Origin of the sequence: Lentilactobacillus rapi DSM 19907 = JCM 15042, from assembly GCF_001436255.1 — a bacterium.
Taxonomy (GTDB): Bacteria; Bacillota; Bacilli; order Lactobacillales; family Lactobacillaceae; genus Lentilactobacillus; species Lentilactobacillus rapi.
Map to the genome: position 1 here is coordinate 444,357 of NZ_AZEI01000076.1, position 24,161 is coordinate 468,517.

Here is a 24,161-nt window from a genome sequence, read left to right on the forward strand (position 1 = left end):
CATATTTAATTAATTTTGGTCCGTCAGTTATGATAACTGGTGCCGAATGTCCTCTGCAATCTCTTCCAACCGCGGCATATTTTGAACTTGGGCAATTTTATATCCCACATAGTATGGCGAAGTCGCGTATCGGGGAACAATTTTACAATAAAACTTACTGTAGATTTTGTAGAAAAACAAATTATAGGAAGTCATTGTTCCATGCATGTAGTCTTTCAATAAATACTTAATGATCGCTTGAACGGCATCGGCGAGATTATCGATCTTTTTTTCATTACTAATGGCAATATTGATTTCCACAAAGCCAATAATCGGATCAGTTGATAGTGTAATCTGGCGATCCTCATTTTTGGAAACTTCGACGCCATTAAAATTACGAACGCCCACGTTTTGGTAAACGTCATAATGGTTGAGGCCAACAATTTGAAAATGAGGATGTCGCAAACTGCCACCCGATAATGGGCCAAAATTCTTATACATCACTACGCTGGCATATTTATTTGAAGCAATCATTTGATGCCAGCAGCGAAACGCAAATTCGAAAACTTTCCGGTTCTGTTCAACCGAGTAGGTCGACGGACCACCGTTGTGATCACTGGATTCAATTAAGACGGTCTGCAACGTATCCTCTAATGTTCGAAACTTATTGACCAGCCAAATTCGATCGTCTTCCTTGGCCAAAATATTTTCCAAGTGATCAACATCGCAAAACGGGCAATACCCATCAGGATGTTTGATGTTCTCCGGCTTACTCTGAGCGGTGTTAAAATCAAAAACAAGTGGTTTGTTAACCATGGAATTCACCTTTTCTCATGACGTTTATTGGTATGCCAAATTAACGCTTCTAATCAACTTAATTTTAGCAACTTCGTGTTCCACAAACAAGTATGCGTTTACTTTGTTGCCACAAAAGCGTGTCGAAACTCATTAACGTAACCATTATCTAATTTTAATCCAGATTTCAAGTAGCCCGCAAAACTGCCGAAATTCTGTTTAATCGTCTCTTCAGCATGTAATAAATAATCTTGATCGACGACCAGGGCAACACTCAAGTTGTGCAGTTGCTGCTCATTAACTTCTTGCTTGAATTGTTCAAGTAACTTAGCGTTGGCGGCTTTTCTCAGTTCATTAGTCAGCAAATAATCTTTCATGATGGCCTCATCGCTAGCTCCAGCCATTTTTAGGATCACCGCGGCAGCAAACCCTGTTCGATCCTTGCCGGCAAAACAATGAAACAAAGTTGGCTTGCGACTTTGAATGATCTCGTTGAAAAATTCACGATAACCTGCTTGCGCAGAATCGCTTAACACAATTTGTTCATATGTTTTGAGCATCGCGTCCCGAATATGGCCGCCATTGGCAAACATCCCCGCCAAACTCGCACCATTAGTCGTTTGGTCAGCCAAGATATCATCCTTAAAATAGCGGGTACCGGGAATCTTGGTATCCGGATCCTTGGCAACTTCATTTTGGCTTCTGAAATCAAAAATTGAATCGAGCTGACAATCATTTTTCAAAAATGAAATCTGTTGAGGGTTCAGACTACTGATTTCACCACTTCGATAGAAATAGCCCAGCTTTAGGTACCCACCTGCCACAACGGTGTCACCAATATCTCTAAAATTGACGATTCCTTTATCATTCATCCCACATTCTCCTCCGCTGATAATCTAGTGTATATTGTACAGGATTGATCCACGAAGTGCACTGGAAGTGAATCATGATTGGAATCACTTAAACTTGAGTCATTTTAATCACCTGGAGTGTGTGTGTCTGGCCGAAAATAGCCATGCCTAATGAAACCGCGAAACGAAAGGCCCCAATGATGAGCGAATCATTGAAGCCTTTTCTTAATTTAAACCCGGGATTTCCAATGCGAAAATTTAGTTTCTTTGGCATCATCCATTAGGATCGCTCCGCAAAGCACCAACCTGCACATAAGTTCCTCAAATAAAAATCCAAACCCGGGATTTCTATTTGAGGAGTCTTATGTTTCGGTTGCTAACCGCTTTGCTCCGCGCACTAGTCGTGGTCATACATTGCAATTCCCAATGGGGTGATGAACTGTGGGAATGCGGTCTTATACGCCGGTATTCCTAATACTTTGCTAAATGCCGGAATAAATGACTTAAAATTAATCGCACCACCCACCACGACAACGGGTTGCTTGATTGAACTGCCAACTGAATCTTTGACGATCGTGGCCATCTTTTCGACAACTGGTCGGATAACTGGGAACACCTCATCCTCTTTTTCCGGATCGCGCTTTAATAGTTCGGCATCATCCGAATCAATTTTATGGTTACCAGCTAAGACCAAGGTCATATGGAAACCGCCAGTCGCTTCGTCCAGCACTTGGGTCAATTTCCCATGATTGAAGACACTAATCCCAGTTGTGCCACCACCAATGTCCACAACGGTTCCCGTCTTGAGATTCAAGAACTTTGCAGCAGCTGTTGGTTCGTCAACCACGTGTTTGCATTGCAGTTCCGCCGACTCGATGACGTTGGCAACAATTTTTGCCGCGCCTTCGCCTGTGCCAGGTGGAATTGCCCCACAAGCTGTGGTGAGCTCAACGCCTAAAACGTCTTCCGCTTTGTGTTTCAATCGCTTCAAAATGTTGACTGAATCCACGTAGTTGACAACAATCCCATCACGCACTGCCTTGGCATATTCAAATGCACCGTAAATGATGTTGTCGTCTTTATCCAGGACCGTTAAAACAATCGAAGACGTTCCTAAGTCAACTCCACAACTAAAGACTTCATCTTTTTTGGCTTTTCGAACCGCATGATCACTGTTCACAACTTTAGCGAACTGCTTTAATAGTTTATCCGCAGCCTTCAGATCGACTGTTTGTTTAGTCTGTACCGACTTTTTTGTTTGTTTAATCGCCATATTCAACCCTCATCCTTCTCACTGGTATTCCGATCACTAATAGAAGTATTTCACATGATCGGATGATCACTGTTTTAATTATAACAGCATTCACTTGGAAACGCTTGCAGTCTTTGGATTTGTAACACTTTAAATATCAGGCTCGTTTCAACAATTTGAAGAAAAGAGTTCCATTTTTGACATCATTTTTATAACATTTTTGAATATCTGATGAATAAATTTTGATAAAGCATTAAATTATCGTATTTTAAGAGACAAATAGTGTTACAAATCAAAATTTTCATTCAAATTCTAAGAATTTTCAATTATTTTTATCATTATTCAGCACTGCACAAGATATTATTATATAATCTATCCGAGGGAAGGTGCTCATGATCACACCAAATAATACGAAAACAACTATCTATAAATCAATTTCTGAAGGGATTAATGAATTTTCCAAGGTCAGCCAAATTAACGGTTATTATTTTGACCTGGACAACCGATTATTGATTGACGGTAACGTCTATACCAAGACGGAAGATGTTCTAAAAAATCTTCCGACTTCGAATACAAATTCTTTCTTTATTTTTCCAGTCACTTTAAAAAACAGCCTGTCTGGATTTATCATTTGTGAGGGTTCAGGGATTACACCTGAGCGAATTAAGTTAGCGCGAACCTTTTTAGAGAACATTTTTAACAACGCCTTTAAAGCAGCACCAAATGACGTTTCAATTTTGAATGCGGTTCGAGCAGACGATTTGGCCAACGTCACCGTATTACGCAAGTTGGTCGGAATTGCCGAGATGATTCATCCTGAATCAGGCAGCCTGGTCACCAATTCCACCACTCATTTGAATAACGATTCTCAAGTCAACATTCAACGCGCCCTGTCATTTATCAAGTCCAATATTAACCAGCCATTATCGCTTGAATCAGTTGCCAAATCAGTCTTTTTGTCGCCGTCCTACCTGAGTAAGGCGTTTAAACAAAAGCTCGGCGTGAACTTCATCAATTATGTAAATAGCCTCAAAATCGCCCTGGCCTGCGAAAAATTGATTACCACCAACGCAAAGATCAGTGCAATCGCGAGTCAGATCGGCTATTCGCAAACGAGTTATTTCACTAAAATTTTCAAATCATATACCGGCGAAACCCCATTGCTTTACCGAAAAACAAATGCATCAATCGACAAGATCTACACAATTTCCCGGGACCTCTCTTGGAATAGTAGTGATAGTGTCTATGATGTGTCTAAACGGTTCTTCAACCGCCACAATATTCCGTATTACTTCCATTCAGTCAATGGCTACCCCTACATTAGCCGGATCGGCGATTACACCGATTCAGACGATGAACGGGGTTGGATCTACACAGTCGACTGCAACCAACCAATGGCGCCGGCCGCCGAAATTACGGTCAATAAGAAATCGGTGATCCAGTGGACATATGCTGCATCCTATATTCGATAATCTCGAATCAGCCTATTCACATCAGTATCCTCACCAATACGTGTGTGGCTGGGACATTAGCTGGCAAGTTGAGCATAAATACAACTTGGTTTTCCTTTCTTAGATTGATAAAACTTGCGACAAGCAGCCAACCCCGCCAGTCAAATAAAAACGGCAGTGCATCCAAAATTAGAATGCATTGCCGTTTTTATTTTAAATCTGGGTTAAATCCATTTTGTTTCAAACCCACTCGTTTTGTTTTCTTAAAAACTTCACGCCTCACACATCTTCGAAATTGTATTTCTTAAGACGCCAGGACCTTCGCCCACAATCACCTTGCCTGAAGGAATCACTTTGGCAGTGGTCCGGCCTAACGTGTAATAAGTTACGTCAGAAAAACATTCAGGAATCCGTTTTGCAATTTCTGTCAGCCGTTCAAAGCTGGATGGGCTGGTCACCAATACTTTTGTGAACCTGTGACCACCTAATTGTTGAACAGCCGTATCGGCTAGTTGTTGGTCCCAATAATTCTCATAGATCATGACCTGCCTGACGGATTTTGGCAAGAATTGCTGAATAGCGCTCCTATCACCTCGCAGCAGGCATGTTTTGGCTGCCATTTCCGAGGTCACCCATTTTGCCAACGAACGACCGTTTTCTTCCTCAGCAACGCGAACGTCACGAATCCCACCTGCTTTGAGGATATTTGCCATCTTGGGACTAATGACTAAAAGGTTCGCGTTTGGATTAAGCGACTTTAACCGGTCCAAATAAAGATTCACTGATACCGGACTCGTTAAAATTAAAAATTGAGACTGTTTAATTAATGAAATATCCGCCACAGTCAATTCAACCGGTCGAAAGTGCCCGAGTGGCAGATAGATAGTCTCTGCTTTGACAGCTAATTGGGCTTGAAGGTCGCTTGCAACGTTATGTTTCGGATAGGTAATCAGATAAGTCATTTTATCCCCCCCAATCCTACTTGATCTTCTGAGTCAGGCCGGAGATCACAAAATACACATCATCAGCTTTTTTAGCCAACAACTGATTCACCAGCCCGTAAGTATCCCGGAGAATCCGCGACTCCTTGGAAGCTGGAACCAACCCCAGGCCAACTTCATTGGTGACAATCGTCATCTCTTGATTGGTTCGGCGCAAAGAGTCAACCACTTTGGAAAATTCCTGCAAAATTGTGGTTTGAATGGACTCAATTTCGTCTTTGTTCATCCTGTCGATGTCTTCATCAACGTTGCCGGGAAAATCGTTGTACATTTTAGCAGCCAGATCAAAGAATAGGTTCGTCGTCATCATTGTTGCGTCGTCTAACAAATACTTTTGATAATCATTCATCAACACAAAAATACTGACGTCCTTGTAACGCTCCTCGGTTGTCCAATCTGCTGGGCGGCGCTGACGGTGCTTTTTAATTTTTAATTTCATCTCAGAATCTTGGTTCGTTCTGATGACACTGGTAGCGATGTAGCAAACCCCGTGCTCGTCAGCGTACATATCTTCGGCGACTTCAGATTTACCACTCTTGGCGCCACCCGTGATGAGTGTTAATTTTGCCATGTTAATTAACCTTTCAAAGCGGCATCAAATGCTTGATTAAATGCAGCGATCGTTTGATCAATTTCCTCGTCCGTGTGTTTGCTGGACATGAAATTAGTTTCATATTCAGATGGGGCGGTATAAACACCATTTTCCAACAACGCCCTAAAGAATTTCGCGAAGAAGTCCATATCACTCTTTTGGACATCGGCAAAGTTATTCACCGGTCCTTGGTTGAAGAAGTAGCTCCACATCGTTCCAACGTGATGAACAACCACTGGCACATGATGGGCCTTGGCAGCCTCTTCAATGCCTTTAGCCAATCGATCGACCTTGTAACTCATTTGCTCGTACATCTCTGGGGTCAACTGATTCAGGGTACTGATCCCGCCAGTCATTGCCAATGGATTTCCGGAAAGGGTTCCGGCATGATAAATCGGACCAGCCGGCGCAACCTGTTCCATAATGTCGCGGCGACCGCCAAAGACACCAACCGGCAGTCCACCACCGACCACTTTACCAAGGGTCGTCATATCCGGCTTAATCCCATACAACTGTTGCGCACCGTGATAGGCAGCTCGGAATCCTGACATGACCTCATCGAAAATCAGAATTGAGCCATATTGTTGAGTGAGATCCCGTAACGTTTGCAAGAAGGCCTTGGTCCCCGGAATGACGCCCATGTTACCAGCAACCGGTTCCACAATGATGCAGGCAATTTCATCGCCGTGTTTGGCAAAAATCTGCTTGATCGTATCGACGTCGTTATAGGGCGAAGTCAATGTGTCATAAGCTAAAGATTTGGGAACGCCAGGTGAGGTGTTGATATCAAACGTTGCAACGCCGGAACCGGCATCAACCAGTAAGGAATCACTATGACCATGGTAATTGCCGATAAACTTAACGATCTTATCGCGTTTAGTCACTCCCCGAGCAACTCTGATTGCGCTCATCGTGGCTTCAGTCCCAGAAGAAACCATTCGCATCATTTCCATCGAGGGAACGATGGACTGGATCTTCTTAGCAAGTTCAGTTTCCAATTCAGTTGGGGCCCCGTAGCTGGTACCATTTGAAACGGCAGCTTGTAAGTCACTCACTACTTTAGGATCAGCATGGCCCAAAATAAGTGGTCCCCACGACAAAACGTAGTCGATGTATTCATTACCATCAATGTCATAAATATGTGAACCAGCGCCTTTTTTGATGAACAAAGGATCTCCACCAACGTTCTTAAAAGCCCGAACAGGACTGTTAACGCCGCCCGGGAAATAATTGCTGGCTTCTTTAAATGCTTGCTTAGATTTTTCAATTGACCTCAAGTTTAAAATACCTCCCCTTTATTCATGCGATCAGCAACGTCTTTGGCGAAGTAAGTAATAATCAGATCGGCGCCTGCCCGCTTCATGCCAACTAACGTTTCGCGAACAATTTGGTCTTCGTTGATCCAGCCGTTTTGGGAAGCTGCTTTGATCATGGCATATTCACCAGAAACGTTGTAAGCAACTAATGGTAAATCAAACCGATCGCGAACTTCTCTCATCACATCCAAGAAGGCCATTGACGGCTTAACCATCAAGAAATCTGCTCCCTCTTTTACATCACTGGCTGACTCTCGCAGCGCATCCAATCGATTAGCAGGATCCATTTGGTAGCCTTTGCGATCACCGAATTCTGGCGCACTGTTAGCTGCATCCCTGAATGGACCATAAAAACTGGAAGCATATTTGACTGAGTATGACATGATTGGTAAATTCTTGAAGTCGTTCTCATCGAGGCCTTGACGGATTGCGGCTACGTAGCCATCCATCGCATTGGACGGGGCAATAATGTCAGCACCTGCTTTGGCCTGACTAACAGCGGTCTTCACGATGTAGGTTAAAGATTCATCGTTTAAAACAACGCCATCCTTAACGACCCCACAATGGCCGGTAGAAGTATATTCACACAAACAGGTGTCAGCAATCACAATCAAATCAGGATAAGCCTTTTTAATCTTACGAATGGCTTGCTGAACGATGCCATCATCTTCCCAAGCGGAAGTCCCAACTTCATCTTTATGATCAGGCAACCCAAATAAAATAATGGCTTTGATGCCCTTATCGACAATTGCCTTAATCTCATCCAGAATTGAATCCAGACTAAATTGGTACACCCCGGGCATGGATGGAATCTCTTTTCGATCCTTGATATTGGCATCCACAAACACTGGCATAATCAAATCATCCTTAAGCAAATGAGTCTCGCGAACGAGATCCCTCATTGCTGGACTTGTACGTAAACGACGATGACGATCAAAAGTTACCAAAATAATTGCTCCCTTTCAAATTGATGTTTATTGAATAATTTTTAATGCACCCTCAGAAATTAAATCATCGGCAATTTGTTCACCAAAGTGCTCAACGGATTTCTGATGGGCTTGTTTCTTGAATAAGTGTTGGCCATCAATTGAGGCCACCAGACCCTCGAAGACATATTCATTGGCCTGCTTGGATGCAAAGCTGCCAATTGGAAAGTTACAACTACCACCCAATTCACCGAGGAAATTCCGCTCGATTGTCACACAGTCACGAGTTTCTTGGTCGTTAATGGCATCCAAAACGGCAAGGGTATCAGAATCATCTTCCCGACATTCAACTGCAATAGCCCCCTGACCAGCAGCCGGAATAATCACGTCCTTTAGTGGAAGCTGAGTGTATTTTGACAGATCAACCCCGAGCCGCTTCAAGCCGGAAACCGCAAGGACAACCCCAAACAGCTTGTCGGTTGCAATTTTCTTAATCCGAGTCTCAACGTTGCCCCGAATTGGCACAATTTTTAAATCCGGCCGGGCGTTTAACAATTGGCCCTGGCGCCTCGAGCTGTTAGTCCCAATCCTGGCCCCTTGGGGGATCTCAGAAAAGTCGCTGATCTGGTGGGGGGTAATCAGACAATCATAGGGCGAGGCCCGTTTGAGGACAGCGCCAATCACCAGCCCATCAGAAAGCTTTGGGGTAACATCTTTGAGGCTATGCACCGCAAAATCAATTGTGTGATCATAGAGTTCTTGCTCAATTTCTTTGACGAAGACGCCCTTACCACCGATTTTTTGCAGGCTATCCTTTAAATTACGATCGCCCTGGGTCGTAATCGTTTTGATCTCAAATCGGATATCAGGAAACTTCTTTGCCAGCAAATCGACCACAATTTTGGTTTGAACAACAGCCAATTTACTACCCCTGGTACCGACTACTTTTACTTTTTCCATGTCAATCCGTCCTCATTTCATATCTTCCTTGGGCAGGCCAAATATGTCACAGAAGAACTCAAGGTCAAAATTGGCATCGTCCTTGACAGACAACTCCTTTACCTGCTTAATTGGTCCCTTAATCATTTGGTTGATAATGCTCTTCATGTGTTTGCGAATCACTTTTTGCTCATGTTCGTCCAGATCAGGCAATTTATGCATCAAGCTATCGTAAACGTTGCTTTCAACTGTCAGTGCTGACTTTCGAAGGTCTCGAATGACGGGGACCACGTGAAGCTGTTTTTGCCAAATATAGAAGTCGGTCACCTCTTGAGGGATCTCACGCCCAGTCTTAGCCAACATCCGATCCCGCAGTTCGTGATTATCATCGAGGATTTCGTGCAAGCCATCAATGTCAAAGTAATCAAACGATGGCTTCGAAGAGACAACCTTGACGTTTCGAGGAACCCCCAGATCGACCAAGATTTTAAGGGAGCCGCTATCCTGTGAGTCAATCGTTAAAATAGGCTGTTTGCTGGAAACGGCGGTTGCGACCGCATCCACCTTGGTGACAACTTCAGGCAATTCATCAAATTGAACCGCCTCAACGGTATCACCGAGTGCATCAGCAGCTGCTTCGGCCTTGCTGTCAGTCCGATTCAGGATATAGATATGATCGAATCCCATGGTACTGGCGTTCTTCAACAAATGTGAGCCAACGTCTCCCAAACCGACAACGGCCAACTTGTTCCCCTTGACCGTTCCCAAGTGAGTCTTAATTTGATGGAGCCCCGCTTGATGAGACGTCAGTGATAATTCACTGGTTGGATATTTGGTATGCATTCGTTTTGAAAACGAGATGACCTGATTAAACAGATGCTTGAAAATAACTCCCGTTGTGCCATTGTCTTCTGCATTAAAAAATGCTTGTTTAACCTGCCCTAAAATTTGTGGTTCGCCCATGATCAATGAATCCAATCCGACGGCCACTTCAAAGAGATGCTTAACGGCATTCTCTTTGATACCAATATTAACCCAATTATTGATCTGCTCCAACGGAATATTAAACCAACGGGCTAAAAATCGTTTCAAGTAATATCGACCGGTATGAACCTGATCGACGACCGCATAAATTTCCGTCCGGTTACACGTCGATAGAATGACGTTTTCAAGGACACTTTTTTCTTGGTTAAGTTTGGAATTGGCTTCAGCGAGTTCTTCCTTGGAGAAAACGACTTTTTCCCGGATATCGATTGGGACAGAGTTGACGTCAATCCCGACATAAATAATGAACAATTTTGAGTTTACCTTCTTTCATCTGGGTACTGAGATTTGAGCCAAGTCAGCATCTTTGCCTTGAGTTGCTTGGACGCGCTCGGAGAAGCACCATAAGTTGAAATTGTGATCATAAAGTCGTCAGCGTTAATTTGGGCGACGTTATAAAAATCAGAGTTGTGCTTGTTGCTGGTGTTGTTCACTAACTGAAATGGTTTTGCTTCCTGTTTAATCCGCTGGTTCACTTCAAAATCATCGGTACAGGCAAACACGAGATCCATTTGTTTAAGATAATCAGCTGCGTAACGGCTGTTAATCCAATGAATGCTGTCCGCGTCAATCTTGTCATTTAACTCGGGACTCACAACCGTCACATCAGCGCCCACCGCCAGCAATCCTTTAATCTTTCGGGCAGCCACGTTACCACCGCCGACAACGCCGACTTTTTTATCTGACAAATCCAATAGAATTGGATAAGGTTTTTGCATTTCTCATCCCTTCTTTACTCATGATTCTCAGAAGCCGCCAAGATCTCATCGATCCGTTTCATATCAACGTGCTCCTTGAAAACATTGGCCAACTTGTCATACTGATTCTCCTTGTATGTGTTGAACTGGCGCTCAACGGCTTTGCCCAGCGGTTTCAATCCTTTCTTCTCTCTCACTGAATTCAAGAATTGCCGGGTCCAATCGATATTGTCAAACAATCCATGGAGATAAGTACCAAAGACGCTGCCGTCTTGATTAACTGCCCCATCGTCTCGATCAGTCGGTTTGCCATTATTTGAAATGATTCGGGAAAACGGGCGCATTTGCGGTCCCAAAGTTGTTGTCCCCATATGAATCTCGTAACCGGTTAAGAGTTGACCATCATGCTTGGCTTCAGCTTGGGTTGTCGTCTTAACTTCATTAAAGACCGTGTCGGTATCCAATAGGCCCAGACCCGTCTGAGACTTTAGATCAGATTCAACTGACTCGGGATCTCGCAACTGATTGCCAAGTAATTGATAGCCCCCGCAGATACCAACGATTTGACTGCCATTTTCGGCGGCTTCCTTAATCGCCATATCCAGGTGCTTTCCACGCAGGAACACCATGTCTTCATTGGTATTTTTACTACCAGGAATGATTAACACATCTGGCGTCCCAACTTGATCAGCGTGACGCACATAGCGGACTGATACGTCCGGTTGTATTTCCAGGCTGTGGAAATCGGTAAAGTTGGAAATCTTTGATAAAGTGATCACGGCAATATCAATATCCTTCGTGGTATCTCGGGTCTGGCGTTTGCTTTGCAGTGAAACGCTGTCTTCGTCGTCCAAATCAATGTCGGTCATTGGCAGCACGCCGATGACTGGAACACCGGTCAATTTTTCAATCATTTGATTACCAGATACCAACAGCGACTCATCGCCGCGAAACTTATTGATGATAATGCCCTTGATCCGTTTCTGATCTTCTTTTGGCAATAATTTGATCGTACCGTAAATGGTTGCGTACACGCCACCCCGGTCAATATCGGCAACTAAAATTACTGGGGCATCGGCCATCTTGGCCATTCCCATATTAACGATATCGTTATCACTCAGATTAATTTCGGTTGGACTGCCGGCTCCTTCAAGCACGACAACATCGTTTTCTGCGGCCAACGAGTTAAAAATATTGGTGACTTTGGTTCGGAGCTTGGGCTTATAGTTTTGATATTCAGCGGCGCCCATGTTCCCGGTCACTTTGCCCATAAAAACGATCTGGGCATCCGAATCAGTTGATGGTTTCAAGAGGATCGGATTCATCCGCACGTCGGGGGCAACTCCGGCGGCTTCGGCTTGAAAGACCTGGGCACGGCCCATTTCCTTACCGTCTGCAGTAATAAACGAATTAAGTGCCATATTTTGAGATTTAAACGGCGCCACTTTTTTGCCCCGCTGCTTTAAGATGCGACATAAAGCAGTCACTGCCCAACTCTTTCCGGAATCAGAAGTTGTTCCTACAAACATAATCCGTTCAGCACTCATTGTTGCTCACGACCTTTCAGTTCAGACTCTTGTTGATTGAATAAATCTTGTTGATCAGCGTATAACGGCAAATGAAGTTTTTGATGAATTTTGACTAACCAAGGTTGCTCTAGCTTACAGTCATTCAGCAATTGTTCATCTAAGAAGACATCCTTTTTACGCCCAGACTTAACGATTTGACCGTTATTAAGAATGAAGAAATGATCACAAATTTCATACATAAAGTCCATGTCATGACTGGAAACGATGATCTTTTGTCCGTTGGCAACCAACTGTTTCATGAGGGCCAGCATTCGCCGCTTACCATCTGGATCTAAGCCAGCGGTGGGTTCATCCAATAACAGCCATTCGGATCTCAGGACCAGGATGCCGGCAATGGCAACCCGTTTCTTTTGACCCCCGCTTAAATATTGAATTGGCTTATTGCGGATGCTTTCGATATCTAATTCTTTTAACACCCGGTCAACTCTGGCATCAATTTCTGCTTGCGGTAATTTGAGATTATGAAGCGCAAAGGCAATATCATCCTGGACAATCGAGTAGAAAATTTGCTGATCAGAATTCTGAAAAACAATGCCAACTTTTTTGCGCAGTTCATTTAAAGCGCGCTTACCATACTTAATCGGCACACCATCAACGAAGATTTCACCTTGCGATGGTTTCAGCATCCCCACTAAATTCAAAAATAATGTTGATTTTCCAGAGCCATTTGGGCCAATGATGCCGACAATATTTTCATTGTCCTCCCCCAGCTTCAACGAAATGTTTTTCAAGGTTGGGCGATTCTTTTCATAAGCAAAGCTCACATTCTTTAATTCAATCATTTTGAGACCTGCTCTTTCCTACCTTAAATTCACCATCGTAAAGTTTGGCGTCCAACGCATGGGTCATCGCTTCATAGTTCACCATAATTTGTTCAAACAGCATCTTGACTAAAATTGACAGCGAATGAAGCGATGTCCAAATATTACGATAACCAAACCGCAGCTTCTGAGCCCGGTGAATTTCTTCGAACGAATCGATAAAGATGAAAATAAACCGATACATCAACATCGTTTCCTCAATAATCAAATTGGATAAATGTAGTGATACCAGCAAATCTAATATCTGTCGAAACGGGGTTGTTAAGGCAAACCAATAGGTACTAACAACCGCAGCCAATACCTGAACGCCTAATAATAATCCTTTTGGCAACATCGCCTGCGAGACACCAAAGTAGTTACCAAACAAATGAATTGGAAAATACAATTGAGCTTTTGATGCCGACATTGTAAACACAATCCCAATAATGCTTAACAATAAGAAAGGTAAAATGACGTAGAACCACTTTAAATACCGGTGCAGCGAAACCTTGGTGACAAATATCGTGTCCGCCGCCACCGCCACAATTAGGATGGCTTTCAACCAAACGATTGGCTGAAAAGCAATCACCATACACATTAGCCAAACTAGGCCTTTAATCTTAGGCGACCAATTAACGATTCGGTTAGTATACGCATATTTGTCGATAACCAGCATTTTAATCAGCCTCCTATCAAATGATCAGCATTACTTCTTACCATTTTTTTGTTCTTCAATCTGTTTCAAGGCTTTTTTCTTACCCCGGGCACTCCCAATGATATAGGCAATAATCCCGGTTCCTAAACTACCTTGGACGGTAAATAATAGACTTTCAATTTCGGCTGAAGGTGGTGTCCATAAAGGATGCGCCCAAACTTTATAACTGGGGTCGAATTTTTTGATTTGTTCGGTTCCTTGATCATCACTACCGGTAAAGCTGCCACCCTTAGCATAGAAGAATGGCACAATGATTAAGATCAACACGGCTCCTAACAAGAGTAAATTCTGTTTGGTCTTTGATTTGGTTTTCATCCTAGGCTGGCCTCCTTCCAGAGGTTGTTGCTGATCACCAGGTTATAAACGATCACTGTCAAGAATCCTTCGGCAATGGCCAGTGGAATTTGGGTCACCGCATAAATTCCCAGGAACTTAATCACGGCCCCAAGCACCCCACCATTTGGATCAGGGAAGACAACGGCTAACTGGAATGAAGTGGTGACATAAGTCGACCAATCAGCCAACATTGCACATAGGAATAACGATACTGATCGGTTTACTTTGAAAGCTCGACAAATTTTATAAACCGCAAAACCAACGAATGGGCCGACAACCGTCATCGAGAAATTATTGGCACCCAAAGTCGTTAGGCCGCCGTGAGCCAACAATAAAGCTTGAAATAATAGCACAATCACCCCGAGCACTGACATGACACCGGGACCAAACATCACTGTTCCAAGACCAACGCCGGTCGGGTGGGAACACGAACCGGTTACTGAAGGTATCTTGAGCGATGATAAGACGAAGACAAACGCCCCACACAAAGCCAGCATCACTTTGGCATTCTGGGTAGAGGATTTCACAATTTTATTCATCCGATAAAGGCCATACACGAAGAATGGCGCCGAAACGGCAAACCAGAAAATACACCATTTTGGTGGCAGCATCCCTTCCATGATGTGCATTGCGTTGGCATTAGTCGGATACAATAAATAAGCAACAAACGAGAAACTACTCAACGCAATCGATGTGACGGCCAAATTTCGCTTGGTGGAATGATCCATGACCTTTTCCTCCTTCAAAACCTAAGTTGCTTCTTAATCAATACCGTTGAGAAATACGGAACTTTTTCTGAGACATCCATTTCTGAAAGTTTGCGGGTCTTTTCACTCTCAAGGGACGCGTCAGTTACTAACAAAGCGTTACCCAAAAGTTCCCTATCGCTCAATAGTTTATAAATCGCTTCAAATTTGGTAGAAACTTTCATCAAGATGACGTTATCGTTGACATCAAGGGCTTGACTGATTTTATCCAATGACGCCGTGGCCGGAATCACCTCCAAAGATTCGTCATCAATCGTTAACGGGATCGAAACTTCGGCGGCAATCTGACTGTATGATGAAATCCCGGCGATGGTCTTAATCGGCACATCGTCTCTCACGATGTCGGCAAGGTAGCTATAAGTACTGTAAACGGATGGGTCGCCGAGAGTGATAAACCCAACATCGTTGCCTGCTTTGACATCTTGAACAATTTCAGCCGCAATTTCATTCCAACTCTGCTGTTTTTCTTCTAAATTGTGAGTCATTGGAAAATGCCGCCGTTTAATTGTTAACGAGTCTGTAAAGTATGGCGTTGCGATCTGTTCCGCAACACTCAAGGCGCTTTTATGAGCCTTTGGCGTGTACAAAATATCTAACTGTTCGATTGTTTTGACAGCTTTAACCGTCATTAATTCACTATTTCCCGGCCCAACGCCGATTCCATAAAACGTTCCCATAAGCTCCTCCTACATCACTTGTTTTAAATGATCAATATACATCTGCTGGATTTCTGGGTACTCTCCCAGGCCAATAAACTTAGCATCCGCCGTTATTCCATGCGCTTGAAGCTGAGAACTCCATGACGTCGGTGAATCAGACGCCATGTCATGGTGGGCATGATTGCCGGCGACCATCATCAACGGCTGCATGACAACGTGTTGAATGCCATCATTAGTCAACCGTTGAATTTCAAAATCAATATCTGGATAACTTTCAACGGCCCCAACATAGTTGCCGGTACCCATCAGCATGTGATCCAAGCAGGCATAAGCCGTAAAGGCACTATCGGCTGTCCCGTGTCCCATTAGCAGCAGGCCTGAGTGTTCTGCTTTAGCCGGAACCATTCCTTTAATGAAAGCCACCAGCCGCCGATAATCTTCAAAAGTCTTCAATAATGGCGCGCCAAGAACAATTTTTTGAAATGCTGGTTGGAACTTGGCGACCACTTCTTTAACCAGGTCATACTCAATTCCCGGAATTAGATGCAGTGATTGAACATAGACCTGCTCAAAACCAACTTGGCGAATCTTTTCCAATGCTTCTGTTGGCGTATCAATCTTAATTTGTTCGTTCTTTTGAATCCGTTTGATCACCACGTTCGAGGTGAATGCTCGAAATACCTTGGAATCGGGAAAGGTTCGCTGAAAGGCTTGCTCAACTGATCCAATCGACTTCTTGCGAGTATCCGGATAAGTTGTCCCAAAACTAACGATGAGAATTGCTGACTTTGTCAACGTTTTTTGCCTCCTTCAAAACAGTTAATACGGCTTGATATGATGGCTCAACGGTCACCACATTGTTCAGGCCAACTTGGTGGCACTTCTCGGCAACTTTTGGTCCCATCGCAATACATTTCAGCACCCGTAATGCCTCTAATTGGTCTTGACTGAGACTGCTAACCAGTTCAGCTACACTTGCTGAACTCGGAAAAACAATCGTCTGATAATCAGCGAAGTCAAGATCCTGTTCAGCTGGCAGGCGGCGGTAAGTTGCCAACAAATGAACTGCCGCTTGCGGATTCATATCAGCCAGTTCACGTTGTTCGCCAATCACATAGGTTGGTTGCCCAGACGTTGATGCCAAATCGGCAACTCGATCGACCACAATGCCAGACGACTTTAAATGGCGGGCCACCACATGATTTTTAGCAATAAACTGCCAATCAGCCAGCTTGCGCAAATCAGCTCCCGCTGCCATCAGTTTGTCTTGAAAATAGCGGTAAGCGATGATGTCGTTAACAAATAACGTTGCTGGTACCGATAACTTTGGTAAAGCGAAGTCAACGGGTTGAGTTTCTCCTCGCTGGAAAAATCCCACCGAGGCGCCGGCATCTTGTAACAAGCCGAATAATTTCGACTGTTTCTTGTATGGAACCAGAATATGTTGACCAAACAGGGCGGGATGAGGTTGTAAGGCTTGCATCAGTTGAGCAACCTGACCAACCACGATTAAAGCGGGTGACCCAATTTGGTTTTCGGCAACCACTTGAACAATGTTGGCTAAATCAGATAACACTGAGCGTTGATTCCAGTGGGTCGCCCATTGAATAACGGCAACTGGTGTTTTGGGATCTTTCCCATTTTCAATCAACTGACTGGTAATCTTTGCCAGCTGTTCCATTCCCATCAAGAAAACCAGCGTTCCTTCCTGATGGGCGATGTTCTGCCAATCGAGTTCTTCACCGGTCTTTTTCCGATGGCCAGTAATGACATGGAAGGCCGAGGCAAAATCGCGGTGGGTAATCGGAATACCAACGGCGCCTAATCCGGCAATGGCACTGGTGATCCCGGGGACCACTTCATAATCAACGTGGTGACGCTTCAGGTACTGACTTTCTTCGCCGCCGCGGCCAAATACATAAGGATCCCCTGCTTTCAGGCGAACAACTCGTTTACCTTCGTTGGCCAGGGTGACCAGCAGGTCGTTAATTTTATACTGACTGTATTTATGATGGTGAGGCAATTTGCCAACATCGATCTTCTCTGCGTTGGTCTCCATCAACAGAGCCGGGTTTACCAGTCGGTCATACAAAATGACATCCGCTTCAACTAATCGCCGTTTAGCTAACAGTGTCAGTAATTCTGGATTGCCCGGACCAGCCCCAACTAATGAAACAAATCCACTCATTGCATGACCCCCAATCTTTGCTTTAACGCTTCAAAAGAGCCAGTCACTTCAGGATAATTGACTTCCGGGCGTTTAATCACCAGACATAAAATCTGTAAGTCCTGACATGCCTGAATTTTTTCTGGCAAGCCACCGCGGCGGCCGCTTTCTTTAGTCACCATAATTTTGGCACCCGTTCGTTTAATCAGTTCAACGTTCAGGGTCTCAGAAAACGGTCCCTGAATCGCATCAATCTGATTGGCTTGATACCCTGCTTGGGATAGTAAGTCCATCACCCCGGTGGTTGGTAAGACCCGCACATGAAGCCGATCAATGCCTAACTCGTTGGCAAATTCACTTGCTGTTTTACTACCAGTTGAGAGATAAATGTTGCCGGGGTGCTGCTGGAGGAAGGCGATTGCAGCTGCTGTATCAGCAACGACTTTTAGAAACGGCCCCTCTTCATGCATTTCTTGGCGCTCAAACCGAATGTATGGAATCGCGTTCTGCTTGGCCGCAATGATGACATGCGTGGAGATCGAGCGGGCAAATGGATGAGTGGCGTCAATCACCATCGAAATCCGATTTGCTTCAAAGAAGTCGTGAAACTCAGCTGGTAAAATTGCCCCTAAATGCACATGAGTGGCATGTTGTCGGGCCAATTCGGCTCCATATTCAGTTGTCACCGACAGGATAAACGGCTGTTGGGCCTTCGTCAGCATGTCGGCAATTGTTAAGCTTTCACTCGTTCCGCCAAGCAATAAAATCATAACGTGTAACCCCTTGGTGTAATCATCCTGCCATCAGCAACGTATGTATTTTTATTGCCGACAATCACGATGGTGGTCATATTGATTTCTGTCTCATCTAAGTCTTTAATCGTGGTAATTTTGTCGATCTCCCGTTTTCGGGCAACATCTTTACCAATTCCAACGACCGTATCAGGTGATTTGTACTTCAAAATGATGTCCAACGCTTCGTGGAGATTGTTTGGCCGTCCCTTACTGCGAGGGTTGTACAAACAAATCACAAAGTCAGCTTTGGCAGCGGCATCAACTCGTTCTTTGATCACGTCCCAAGGCGTCATCAAATCACTCAAGCTAATATGGCAAAAGTCATTCATCAAAGGCGCCCCGAGTGCGGCGGCAGCAGCGATGCTGGCAGTCACTCCTGGGATCACTTTAATGTCAACATGTTTATCCTCTTTGGCAGCCATTTCCAAAACCAGTCCAGCCATGCCATAAATGCCGGCATCGCCACTTGAAATAATGGCAACGTCTTTCCCGGTCGCGGCAATTTCAATCGCTTTTTTGGACCGTTCAATTTCGCCACGCATCCCCGTCGTCACAATTTCCTTGCCCTTAATCATGTCTTCCACCAAGTGAATATAAGTAATGTAGCCAACAATTGTATCCACTTTTTTAATCGTTTCAATTGCTTCTTGCGTCATTAACTGTTGTGAACCTGGTCCTAATCCAACAATGTATAACATTATTTAATCATCCTTTTTGAGTGTAAGTTTACTGACCGCCATAGTAACTTGATCAGCTGAAAATCTTTCGTTGATTGTCCGATTACCGGCCCCAAATTCTGCTGCCGAATTGGCAACATTGCCAACCCCGACCGTCTTCTTAACAAAGGGAGACTGGTCGTAGTGGCTGGCAGTGCTTTGCAGCTGCTCGGCAGAATAAAATTCAGTTGGCACCCCAAGACAGTCTGCCAAATAGTGAATGGCATTTTCGTGTGCCTTTTTTTGAATTGAAACCACTTTACAAATCGATCGCCAAACGAGATGTTGTTGCGTACAAAACTCGGTAAAGGCATCTTGCATCATTTTGTAAGTCACGTCTTTGCGACTGCCAACGCCCAACACATTGACTTGAGGAACAATCTGAAGTGAATTCTGCCGTTTCTCGATATTATCCTTGTCGGAAATAACAATCAGCGGAATTTCTGGATGTTGCTGATCAATTTCATCAACGACTTCCAATCCGTTAAACTGCTTCACAATTCCGCGGAAATCTGGATCAACGTAAAGCATTAACGGGCTGCCTTCAACCAAACGTGAGTTAAACAATTTGGTATTGTATTTAAATTCCGGGTACCAGCCGTTATACCGTTGGGCTAAAGTATCAATTGCTTGAACATGTTCCGTGTCCGTGGCAGTGGTGATCACCGCCTCAGAATCAAGTAATTCAGCAATTTGTCTGGTTAAAGCATTGGCATGCCCAACATGGCCTGACAACAGACTAATCACGTGGTTGGCTTGTTCATCCATGACAATCACCGCTGGGTCGACGGTTTTGTCCTGCATCAGTGGGCCGACTTTCCGAACGACAATTCCCGTGGCCATAATGCAGACAAGGCAATCAAAGGTTCGAAAAGCCGCTGAGAACGCTGAAGTAAATTGGCCCTTGGCGAATGTGTCGTCACCATTTGTCCCATACTTTTCCGGAACCAACACCCGGCTTTCAGGAAGTGATGCCTGAACGCTCTCAGCCATTTTGGTCCCCGGCCCAGTCAGTGCCATGATGCAGATACTAGTCTTTCTTTGCTGTGGCATTTTTAATTCCTTTGCGATAAGTGTGGGTAAACGTTGGATCATACAACTTGGAATAAGTGTATTTGTCACCCAAAAATTCACCAACCATTATTAATGCTGTCCGCGAAATCCCGGCCTTACCAACTTTATCGGCAATGTCTGCTAGGGTTCCCTTGACCATCTTTTCATCTGGCCAGGTTGCTTTATAAATAACGGCAGCTGGAGTTTCATCCGTGTAGCCGCCGGCAATCAGTTGGCGAACCACTCGACGAATACTCTGAACGGATAAGAAAATCACCATTGAAGTGTGATGTTTGGCAAGCGACGTCAATGACTCATCTTCAGGCACTTTGGTCCGGCCGGAAATTCGAGTGATAATCACACTTTGGGCGATTTCTGGCACTGTATATTCGACACCCATTTGAGCTGCGGCGCCAAGGAAGGAACTGACCCCTGGGATACACTCGTAATCAATATCGCGTTTCTTTAACTCTTCAACTTGTTCTCTAATCGAGCCATAAATTGAAAAGTCACCGGTCTGCAACCGCACGACTGATTCGTTTTTGTCGACAGACTCAGCCATTCGAGAAATAATGTCATCCAAGGTCATCGAAGCGCTGTCAAATTTCTGCGCACCAGGTTTGCAGTAGTCCAGTAATTTTGGATTGACCAACGAACCTGCGTAAATGACAACGTCCGCCTCTGCTAACCGACGATAACCTTTTAATGTAATCAAATCTGGATCTCCAGGACCTGCACCAACAAAACTGATTAAACTCATCTTTATCATCCTTTCGTGGAACTTAATACGATACTTGAGTTATGATGCTTGAAATAATGCCCCTTACCAAGCGCATGCCACTTTGAAACGTCCACTTGGGTCATTTCCAAATCGCTAACGTCTTCATCTGCCAACGCTTGATAGGTTTCCAAAGCATTTTCAATCAAAATGAAGTTCAAGACCAATGCCCCACCCGGTTTCAAATGCGCCAGGCAGTCAGTAATGATCTCTTTTAAATTAGAACCACTGCCGCCAATAAATATGGCATCGAAATCTTCATCGGGAATTCCTTCAGGGGCGTTGGCCCTTACCAAACTGATATTGTCCGTGTGAAATTTCTCGATATTCTTGCTCATAATATCGATAGCATCAGGGTTCTTTTCAATCGACGTCACTTGCAAATCAGGAAATTCCACCGCCGCTTGGATACTGACACTCCCGGTTCCTGCCCCGACATCCAACAGGGTCGTTTTGCCATTTAGCTGCAGCTTATCAATACTAACCGCCCGCACCTCGGCTTTAGTCATTGGCACCTTTGTTCTTAAAAATTCTTCATCCTTCATTGGTAATAATCACCACGTTCATTTTGTATTTGCGATTCTCAACAGAATCTTCGGTAAATCGGGAGATCCGTTCTTCGGGGTAACTCAACATTTCCCCCACGTAGATGGTTCGATGCTGATGACGTTGCTTCACTTCCCTGGCAATTTCAACCGGCCCAATTTCCTCATCAGTCACCATGCCGATCGTTTTGTGAAGCAATAGAAAGTCAAAATCAGGTACCCGACCATGGCTGCTCGTCAGGTAGCAATCGTTCATTGACAGACCAACCTGATGAAATAGGTACTGGATTGAACTAATCCCCGGGATGATTGTCACCATCTTGGGATCGAAGTTTGCTAACACCCAGTTGCCAATTCCGTACAGCAACGGATCACCAGAGGCCAGTAAAACGATTGGCTTTTCAAAATTCTCACAGATGATCTTCTTGAGAACGGCTAACCGGGTAAAGATGACTTTCTTTGCCGGGGCGACCGAGAAAATATTGAGCTGGCGTTCAGAACCAATCACGATTTCTGCCTTGTCCACTATCTCTTGAGTTCCAGAAAGCATCAACGACTTCTTGCCGGGACCAATGCCAACCACTGTGATCATTTCCACCGCGCTCCAATCTCAGCTGCCGGAATTGTTGATGCAAGAACTCCGGAAGTATTGGAATAAATAACGGCCTCAATATCAACTTTTGGCTCTCGATGGGCAATGTATTTCTGCGATCGATCCTTGATCTTGTCAACGATGACTTGCAAGACTCGTTGATAGCCGTCTTCTTCAACAATTTTGAGCATCGAGATCGTTGTCAGGCACTTATAAACCCTTTGCAGCATTTCGGTCGGCGCACCCAGCAGGGCCAAGTTGGCCACCATAATTTCGGCACGCGCATCGGCATCCTTACTATGAGTGGAGAAAATGCCGCCGGAAACTTTGATCAATTTCCCTAGGTCGCCCACAATCAAGACCCGTTTAAACCCAATTCGCTGGGCTTCTTTCAACACGTAACCAACAAAGTTGCTCATTTGCACAATCTTTTCGGCTGGCAATCCAAGCTTTTCCTTGGCAAATGCTTCCCCTGCATCCCCTGGCGTTAGGATAATATCCTCATCACCACGTTTCTTATGGATATTCATCTCGATCGAAATGGATGCTTTCCAGCTATCTTCGGACATTGGCGTCACAATTCCGCTGGTGCCAAGAATTGAAATGCCGCCAACAATTCCCAACTTTGGGTTATAGGTCAATTTAGCAACCCGTTCGCCCTCTGGCGCTGAAATAATGACGTCAGCTCCCCGATCTGGGCCAAGCACTTTGCGGACACTCTGCTTGATCATTTTCCGCGGTGTCGGATTAATTGCCGGCATTCCTGGTTTATTTGGGAGTCCTTCTTGAGTCACGCGACCAATCCCCTTACCGCCGTCAAGGTTAATTTGGTTATCATCCCGCAAATTGACGGTCGAATAAATCAACATTCCATCCGTTGCGTCTTGGTCATCGCCACCGTCCTTCTTAATCGCAACGGCGGCCTTTTTCTTGTCAAAATCGCATTTTTCAATCGTAAACGTGACATTTTGCCCATTGGCTGCTTGAACACTCACCGCCGCTTGTTCCTTTTGATCCAATAAAGCGGTCAGGGCTGCCACAGATGCTGCAGTCGCCGTTATGCCAGTCGTGAAGCCCTTTCGCAGCTTACGGCCGTTGTAAAAAACAAAATCATCGTCTGCCATGAATCCACTCACCTCACTTAATTAAGTCAAGATTGTAAATAATTGCATTGGTCAAGGCCGCGGCAAGATTACTGCCGCCTTTTCGACCAACCGCCGCAATTGCCGGCACGTCGCTGTTGACCAATTCGTCCTTACTTTCCTTTGCCTCAACAAACCCAACTGGAACGCCGATAACTGCTGCGACTTCCAATCGGTTTTCTCGAATCATTTCGAGAATTTTATACAAAGCAGTTGGCGCGTTACCAACCACAAATACTTTTTCTGTTGGCAATTTGGCTGCAACCTCAATGGCTGCCATCGATCGGGTGATCCCTTTTTCATTGGCAACCTCCCTCACTTCCGGATCGCGAATATAGCAATGATAATGAACGCCCAATTCGTCTAATTTTCGCTTATTGATCCCTGACAAAGCCATGGTGGTGTCCGTGATGATGGTCCCATGGTTCATGATTGCCTGCTTGATATTTTTGATGGCATCATGCGTGAATCGCAGGCTGTGCATGTAATCAAAATCTGCAGTTGTATGAATTGCCCGTTTAATAATCTGTTCTTCAATTGGGGAATTAAAGGTATAATTTGGATCAATTTTGTCGATTTCGTCTTGAATCATCGCAAAACTTTTCTCGGTAATTTTATCGGGAATTGTGATGTATTTTTCCTCTGCCATATTTAATAACTCCTT

At 44.5% G+C, this 24,161-nt stretch carries 27 protein-coding genes; 1 reads left to right on the forward strand and 26 read right to left on the reverse strand.

What is annotated here, in order from left to right; genetic code table 11:
• Positions 1-27: 27 nt before the first annotated feature.
• From FD12_RS10345 to eutJ, 3 genes are all read right to left on the reverse strand, one after another.
• Positions 28-795, reverse strand: coding sequence for a DUF4931 domain-containing protein (locus tag FD12_RS10345; RefSeq protein ID WP_056983011.1), 768 nt, complete (start codon positions 793-795; stop codon positions 28-30).
• A 98-nt stretch (positions 796-893) separates the two neighbouring features.
• Entirely contained in the window at positions 894-1,646 is a 753-nt protein-coding gene (locus tag FD12_RS10350) for a tyrosine-protein phosphatase (RefSeq protein WP_054746504.1), read from the reverse strand.
• A 376-nt stretch (positions 1,647-2,022) separates the two neighbouring features.
• Positions 2,023-2,898 carry an ethanolamine utilization protein EutJ gene (gene eutJ / locus FD12_RS10355; RefSeq protein ID WP_056983015.1) on the reverse strand — a complete coding sequence of 292 codons (876 nt, stop codon included), beginning with the start codon at positions 2,896-2,898 and terminating at the stop codon, positions 2,023-2,025.
• 371 nt (positions 2,899-3,269) lie between these two features.
• Between eutJ and FD12_RS10360 the strand changes: the two genes are divergently transcribed.
• A complete protein-coding gene (locus FD12_RS10360) occupies positions 3,270-4,349 on the forward strand; it encodes an AraC family transcriptional regulator (RefSeq protein WP_056983017.1) in 1,080 nt (359 codons plus the stop codon).
• Positions 4,350-4,600: 251 nt separating this feature from the next.
• Here the strand turns inward: FD12_RS10360 and FD12_RS10365 are convergent, their stop codons facing one another.
• Genes FD12_RS10365 through FD12_RS10475 form a run of 23 tightly spaced genes read right to left on the reverse strand, consistent with a single transcriptional unit; the run spans position 4,601 to position 24,146 of the window.
• Positions 4,601-5,290, reverse strand: coding sequence for a uroporphyrinogen-III synthase (locus FD12_RS10365; RefSeq protein WP_056983019.1), 690 nt, complete (start codon positions 5,288-5,290; stop codon positions 4,601-4,603).
• A gap of 16 nt (positions 5,291-5,306) precedes the next feature.
• Positions 5,307-5,900, reverse strand: a complete 594-nt coding sequence (locus FD12_RS10370; RefSeq protein WP_056983021.1) for a bifunctional adenosylcobinamide kinase/adenosylcobinamide-phosphate guanylyltransferase — start codon at positions 5,898-5,900, stop codon at positions 5,307-5,309.
• Between the two features lie 5 nt (positions 5,901-5,905).
• The gene (gene hemL, locus FD12_RS10375; RefSeq protein ID WP_056983023.1) at positions 5,906-7,198 is read right to left on the reverse strand and encodes a glutamate-1-semialdehyde 2,1-aminomutase; all 1,293 of its coding nucleotides are present in this window, start codon (positions 7,196-7,198) and stop codon (positions 5,906-5,908) included.
• Between the two features lie 2 nt (positions 7,199-7,200).
• Positions 7,201-8,184 (reverse strand): porphobilinogen synthase, encoded by a 984-nt coding sequence (gene hemB, locus FD12_RS10380; RefSeq protein ID WP_056983025.1) that lies wholly within the window; start codon positions 8,182-8,184, stop codon positions 7,201-7,203.
• A 27-nt stretch (positions 8,185-8,211) separates the two neighbouring features.
• Positions 8,212-9,123, reverse strand: a complete 912-nt coding sequence (gene hemC, locus FD12_RS10385) for a hydroxymethylbilane synthase (RefSeq protein WP_056983027.1) — start codon at positions 9,121-9,123, stop codon at positions 8,212-8,214.
• Between the two features lie 12 nt (positions 9,124-9,135).
• Positions 9,136-10,398 carry a glutamyl-tRNA reductase gene (gene hemA / locus FD12_RS10390; protein WP_056983029.1) on the reverse strand — a complete coding sequence of 421 codons (1,263 nt, stop codon included), beginning with the start codon at positions 10,396-10,398 and terminating at the stop codon, positions 9,136-9,138.
• Positions 10,399-10,406: 8 nt separating this feature from the next.
• The gene (locus FD12_RS10395) at positions 10,407-10,865 is read right to left on the reverse strand and encodes a precorrin-2 dehydrogenase/sirohydrochlorin ferrochelatase family protein (RefSeq protein WP_056983031.1); all 459 of its coding nucleotides are present in this window, start codon (positions 10,863-10,865) and stop codon (positions 10,407-10,409) included.
• A gap of 14 nt (positions 10,866-10,879) precedes the next feature.
• Positions 10,880-12,391, reverse strand: a complete 1,512-nt coding sequence (locus FD12_RS10400) for a cobyric acid synthase (protein ID WP_056983034.1) — start codon at positions 12,389-12,391, stop codon at positions 10,880-10,882.
• Positions 12,388-13,215 (reverse strand): energy-coupling factor ABC transporter ATP-binding protein, encoded by an 828-nt coding sequence (locus FD12_RS10405; RefSeq protein ID WP_054746500.1) that lies wholly within the window; start codon positions 13,213-13,215, stop codon positions 12,388-12,390. The genes FD12_RS10400 and FD12_RS10405 overlap by 4 nt, the downstream gene beginning before the upstream one ends.
• Entirely contained in the window at positions 13,208-13,909 is a 702-nt protein-coding gene (gene cbiQ, locus FD12_RS10410; RefSeq protein ID WP_054746499.1) for a cobalt ECF transporter T component CbiQ, read from the reverse strand. Before cbiQ ends, FD12_RS10405 begins: the two co-directional genes overlap by 8 nt.
• Before the next feature lie 30 nt (positions 13,910-13,939).
• Positions 13,940-14,263 carry an energy-coupling factor ABC transporter substrate-binding protein gene (locus FD12_RS10415; protein ID WP_054746498.1) on the reverse strand — a complete coding sequence of 108 codons (324 nt, stop codon included), beginning with the start codon at positions 14,261-14,263 and terminating at the stop codon, positions 13,940-13,942.
• Positions 14,260-15,012 carry an energy-coupling factor ABC transporter permease gene (locus FD12_RS10420; protein ID WP_054746497.1) on the reverse strand — a complete coding sequence of 251 codons (753 nt, stop codon included), beginning with the start codon at positions 15,010-15,012 and terminating at the stop codon, positions 14,260-14,262. The genes FD12_RS10415 and FD12_RS10420 overlap by 4 nt, the downstream gene beginning before the upstream one ends.
• A 14-nt stretch (positions 15,013-15,026) precedes the next feature.
• Positions 15,027-15,728, reverse strand: a complete 702-nt coding sequence (locus tag FD12_RS10425; protein ID WP_054746496.1) for a cobalt-factor II C(20)-methyltransferase — start codon at positions 15,726-15,728, stop codon at positions 15,027-15,029.
• 9 nt (positions 15,729-15,737) lie between these two features.
• Positions 15,738-16,505, reverse strand: coding sequence for a sirohydrochlorin cobaltochelatase (locus tag FD12_RS10430; protein ID WP_056983036.1), 768 nt, complete (start codon positions 16,503-16,505; stop codon positions 15,738-15,740).
• Positions 16,477-17,898, reverse strand: a complete 1,422-nt coding sequence (cobA, locus tag FD12_RS10435) for a uroporphyrinogen-III C-methyltransferase (RefSeq protein WP_056983039.1) — start codon at positions 17,896-17,898, stop codon at positions 16,477-16,479. Before cobA ends, FD12_RS10430 begins: the two co-directional genes overlap by 29 nt.
• Positions 17,895-18,647, reverse strand: a complete 753-nt coding sequence (cobK, locus tag FD12_RS10440) for a precorrin-6A reductase (protein ID WP_056983040.1) — start codon at positions 18,645-18,647, stop codon at positions 17,895-17,897. Before cobK ends, cobA begins: the two co-directional genes overlap by 4 nt.
• Positions 18,644-19,369, reverse strand: a complete 726-nt coding sequence (cobJ, locus tag FD12_RS10445) for a precorrin-3B C(17)-methyltransferase (protein ID WP_056983042.1) — start codon at positions 19,367-19,369, stop codon at positions 18,644-18,646. Before cobJ ends, cobK begins: the two co-directional genes overlap by 4 nt.
• A 3-nt stretch (positions 19,370-19,372) precedes the next feature.
• Entirely contained in the window at positions 19,373-20,440 is a 1,068-nt protein-coding gene (locus FD12_RS10450) for a cobalt-precorrin 5A hydrolase (RefSeq protein ID WP_054746495.1), read from the reverse strand.
• A complete protein-coding gene (locus tag FD12_RS10455) occupies positions 20,418-21,200 on the reverse strand; it encodes a cobalt-precorrin-4 methyltransferase (RefSeq protein ID WP_054746494.1) in 783 nt (260 codons plus the stop codon). The genes FD12_RS10450 and FD12_RS10455 overlap by 23 nt, the downstream gene beginning before the upstream one ends.
• Before the next feature lie 5 nt (positions 21,201-21,205).
• Positions 21,206-21,763: a decarboxylating cobalt-precorrin-6B (C(15))-methyltransferase gene (locus tag FD12_RS10460; protein WP_054746493.1), complete on the reverse strand. Its 558-nt coding sequence runs from the start codon at positions 21,761-21,763 to the stop codon at positions 21,206-21,208.
• The gene (locus tag FD12_RS10465) at positions 21,753-22,355 is read right to left on the reverse strand and encodes a cobalt-precorrin-7 (C(5))-methyltransferase (protein WP_054746492.1); all 603 of its coding nucleotides are present in this window, start codon (positions 22,353-22,355) and stop codon (positions 21,753-21,755) included. Before FD12_RS10465 ends, FD12_RS10460 begins: the two co-directional genes overlap by 11 nt.
• Positions 22,352-23,479, reverse strand: a complete 1,128-nt coding sequence (gene cbiD / locus FD12_RS10470; RefSeq protein WP_056983044.1) for a cobalt-precorrin-5B (C(1))-methyltransferase CbiD — start codon at positions 23,477-23,479, stop codon at positions 22,352-22,354. The genes FD12_RS10465 and cbiD overlap by 4 nt, the downstream gene beginning before the upstream one ends.
• A gap of 13 nt (positions 23,480-23,492) precedes the next feature.
• Positions 23,493-24,146: a cobalt-precorrin-8 methylmutase gene (locus FD12_RS10475; protein WP_056983046.1), complete on the reverse strand. Its 654-nt coding sequence runs from the start codon at positions 24,144-24,146 to the stop codon at positions 23,493-23,495.
• Between the last annotated feature and the right edge of the window lie 15 nt (positions 24,147-24,161).